We start from the raw sequence: 3,138 nt of genomic DNA on the forward strand, positions 1-3,138 counted from the left end.
AAAATTTGAACTGCATGCTGATAAAAAAACAATCCAGCCTCAGTAGTTTTGACGGGTCTAGAACCCCTTTCAAATAAGGCAATCCCCAATTCTTCTTCTAACTTCTGAATTTGACGACTTAAGGGCGGTTGTGCCATCCCCAATTTTTCTGCAGCACGGGTAATACTTTGCTCTTCAACCACAGTGACGAAATATCTGAGATACCTTAATTCCATTAATATACCTTTTAAGTATTTTAAAATACTAAAATCAACCTTTCTAAAGATATTATATTGTTTTAGGGTATATAAATAGCTTACTTCTTAAGAAAAATGAAGATGTATAAAACCATAGAAACATTGCTTGTCGAAATCCCCACCATCCGTCCACACAAGATGGCGGTCGCGACGATGCAGACCCAAACCCTGGTTCTGGTCAAAGTCACCACCGACGATGGTTTCACTGGCTGGGGCGAAGCGACCACGATTGGTGGTCTGGGCTATGGCGATGAAAGTCCAGAAAGCGTTAAAACCAATATTGAAACTTATTTTGCCCCTTTAATGAAATCACTTTCCGGCCTGAATGTGGCTCAAACCATTCAGATCCTGAAACGCAATATCAATGGCAACCGTTTTGCCAAGTGTGCCATTCAAACCGCACTTCTGGACATCCAGGCGCAGCGCCTCGGTTTGCCGTTAAGCGAAATTTTGGGTGGCCGTCTGCGTGATCGCGTGCCGGTACTTTGGGTGCTGGCTTCAGGGGATACTGAAAAAGATATCGCCGAAGCGAAAAAGATGATTGAGTTGAAACGCCATAACGTGTTCAAGCTCAAAATTGGTTCACGTGCTGTCGAGGACGATGTTGCCCATGTTCTGGCAATCAAGAAGGCATTAGGTACAGACATCTCAATTCGGGTCGATGTCAACCGCGCCTGGTCAGAACTTGAAGCGGTTAAAGGTATTCAGTTGTTACAAGATGGCGGTGTCGACCTGATTGAACAGCCCTGTGCAATTGAAAACCTGGATGCCATGCAGCGTTTAACCCGTCGTTTTGATATTGCCATTATGGCGGATGAATCGTTAAATGGCCCACAAAGCGCCTACCAGATTGCACGACACAACGGTGCCTCGGTATTTGCAGTAAAAATTGCCCAGTCCGGTGGCCTGATTGAAGGTTGCGAAGTGGGGAAAATTGCCAAACTTGCCGGTATTGACCTGTATGGCGGCACCATGCTTGAAGGTCCGGTCGGAACCATGGCTTCAGCACATGTCTTCTCGACTTTCGAAAGCCTGGCCTACGGCACAGAGTTATTTGGACCATTGCTACTGACTGAAGAAATTTTAAAAACACCACTTCAATATCAAGACTATGCATTGGTTCTGCCTACAGTGCCCGGTTTAGGTATCGAACTCGATTTAGACAAAATTGACAACTTGCGTCGTCAGTAATTGAAGGAGTTAGACATGCTTTTCCACGTGCGCATGGATGTAAATATTCCGCTGGATATGCCGAACGATAAAGCCAACGAAATTAAAGCCGTTGAAAAAGCCTATTCGCATGATTTGCAGCGTCAGGGCAAATGGCGTCATATCTGGCGCATCAGCGGTCAGTACTCAAACATCAGTATTTTTGATGTCGAGAGCAACGAAGAACTGCACAACATTTTGCAAGGTCTTCCGCTCTATCCGTATATGAATATTGAAGTCATGCCGCTGAACCGTCATCCCTCTTCAATTCGTGAAGATGATCATTGATTTTAGATAGACTGAAGATTGAAATTTTAACAATGTGGTGAGCAATGGAACTTGCGAGAGCAGTGAAGCCAACCACAAAAAAAAACATACTTAAGGAGAAATAGTATGAACCGCCAAGAAATTGATGCATTAGTAAAAAAAGTGAATGTCGATACCGCTCAAGGTCCAGTTGATGCTCGTGTTCAACAAGTGATCGTGCGTCTATTGGGAGATCTTTTTCAGGCGATTGAAGACCTCGACTTGAGCCAGTCTGAAGTATGGAAAGGTCTGGAATACCTGACTGATGCAGGCCAGGCCAATGAATTGGGTTTATTGGCTGCAGGTTTGGGTCTGGAGCACTACTTAGATTTACGTGCAGATGAAGCCGATGCCAAAGCCGGGATTACTGGTGGTACGCCACGTACTATTGAAGGACCGCTCTATGTGGCAGGTGCACCAGAATCGGTCGGCTTTGCCCGTATGGACGATGGTTCGGAATCGGACAAAGTCGATACCTTGATCATTGACGGTACGGTCACTGATACCCAAGGCAACATTATTGAAGGGGCGAAAGTTGAAGTCTGGCATGCCAACAGCCTGGGTAATTACTCTTTCTTTGACAAGTCACAGTCTGACTTTAACTTGCGCCGTACCATTTTAACGAATGCAGATGGTCAATATACGGCCTTAACCACCATGCCAGTTGGCTATGGCTGTCCGCCAGAAGGAACAACCCAGTTCGTCTTGAACAAATTGGGCCGTCACGGTAACCGTCCTTCGCATGTGCATTACTTTGTCTCGGCACCGGGTTACCGCAAGTTGACTACGCAATTCAATATCGAAGGTGATAAGTACCTGTGGGATGACTTTGCTTTTGCAACACGTGATGGTCTGGTGGCAACTGCTGTAGATGTAACAGACGAAGCGGAAGTCCAAGGTCGCGGTCTGGACAAGGCATTCAAGCACATCCAGTTCAATGTTGAACTGGTAAAAGAACAAGCTGCTGCACCATCAACTCAAGTTGAACGTCGTCGCGTAAGCGCTTAAGCGTATAAATTGTGAGGTAAGTTTACTTGCCTCACATATTTTTTAATTGCTATTGATAAAAATATTGAGCGCATAAATTTTTTATCAATAGCAATTTAAAACTTTAAACTGAAGGTTAAAAATGATTGATAAAAGCGCGGCTTCACTGACTGAAGCGCTCTCCCAGATTAAAGATGGTGCCACGATCATGATCGGCGGTTTCGGTACTGCAGGACAACCGGCTGAACTGATTGATGGCCTGATCGAACTGGGTGTAAAAGACCTGGTGATTGTTAATAACAATGCAGGTAATGGCGACTATGGGTTGGCCAAGCTGCTCAAAACCGGTGCAGTACACAAGATTATCTGTTCCTTCCCGCGCCAGTCCGACTCCTGGGTA

5 protein-coding genes are annotated in these 3,138 nt (G+C 45.3%); 4 read left to right on the forward strand and 1 reads right to left on the reverse strand.

Annotated elements, in window-relative coordinates; genetic code table 11:
• Positions 1–215 (reverse strand): LysR family transcriptional regulator (locus tag ACKI4H_RS10375; RefSeq protein WP_407305506.1); only part of this gene is annotated, 215 nt, incomplete at its 3' end.
• Positions 216–317: 102 nt separating this feature from the next.
• Here ACKI4H_RS10375 and ACKI4H_RS10380 point away from each other — a divergent pair.
• The 4 genes from ACKI4H_RS10380 to ACKI4H_RS10395 all read left to right on the forward strand — a co-directional run.
• A complete protein-coding gene (locus ACKI4H_RS10380) occupies positions 318–1,427 on the forward strand; it encodes a muconate/chloromuconate family cycloisomerase (RefSeq protein WP_407305507.1) in 1,110 nt (369 codons plus the stop codon).
• A 15-nt stretch (positions 1,428–1,442) separates the two neighbouring features.
• Entirely contained in the window at positions 1,443–1,733 is a 291-nt protein-coding gene (catC, locus tag ACKI4H_RS10385; RefSeq protein ID WP_407305509.1) for a muconolactone Delta-isomerase, read from the forward strand.
• A 105-nt stretch (positions 1,734–1,838) separates the two neighbouring features.
• Positions 1,839–2,759, forward strand: a complete 921-nt coding sequence (gene catA / locus ACKI4H_RS10390; RefSeq protein WP_407305511.1) for a catechol 1,2-dioxygenase — start codon at positions 1,839–1,841, stop codon at positions 2,757–2,759.
• 121 nt (positions 2,760–2,880) lie between these two features.
• Positions 2,881–3,138: 3-oxoacid CoA-transferase subunit A (locus tag ACKI4H_RS10395; protein WP_407305513.1), on the forward strand; the 258-nt coding region annotated here is incomplete at its 3' end.

This window comes from Acinetobacter sp., from assembly GCF_045628685.1.
In the GTDB taxonomy this organism is placed as follows: Bacteria; Pseudomonadota; Gammaproteobacteria; order Pseudomonadales; family Moraxellaceae; genus Acinetobacter.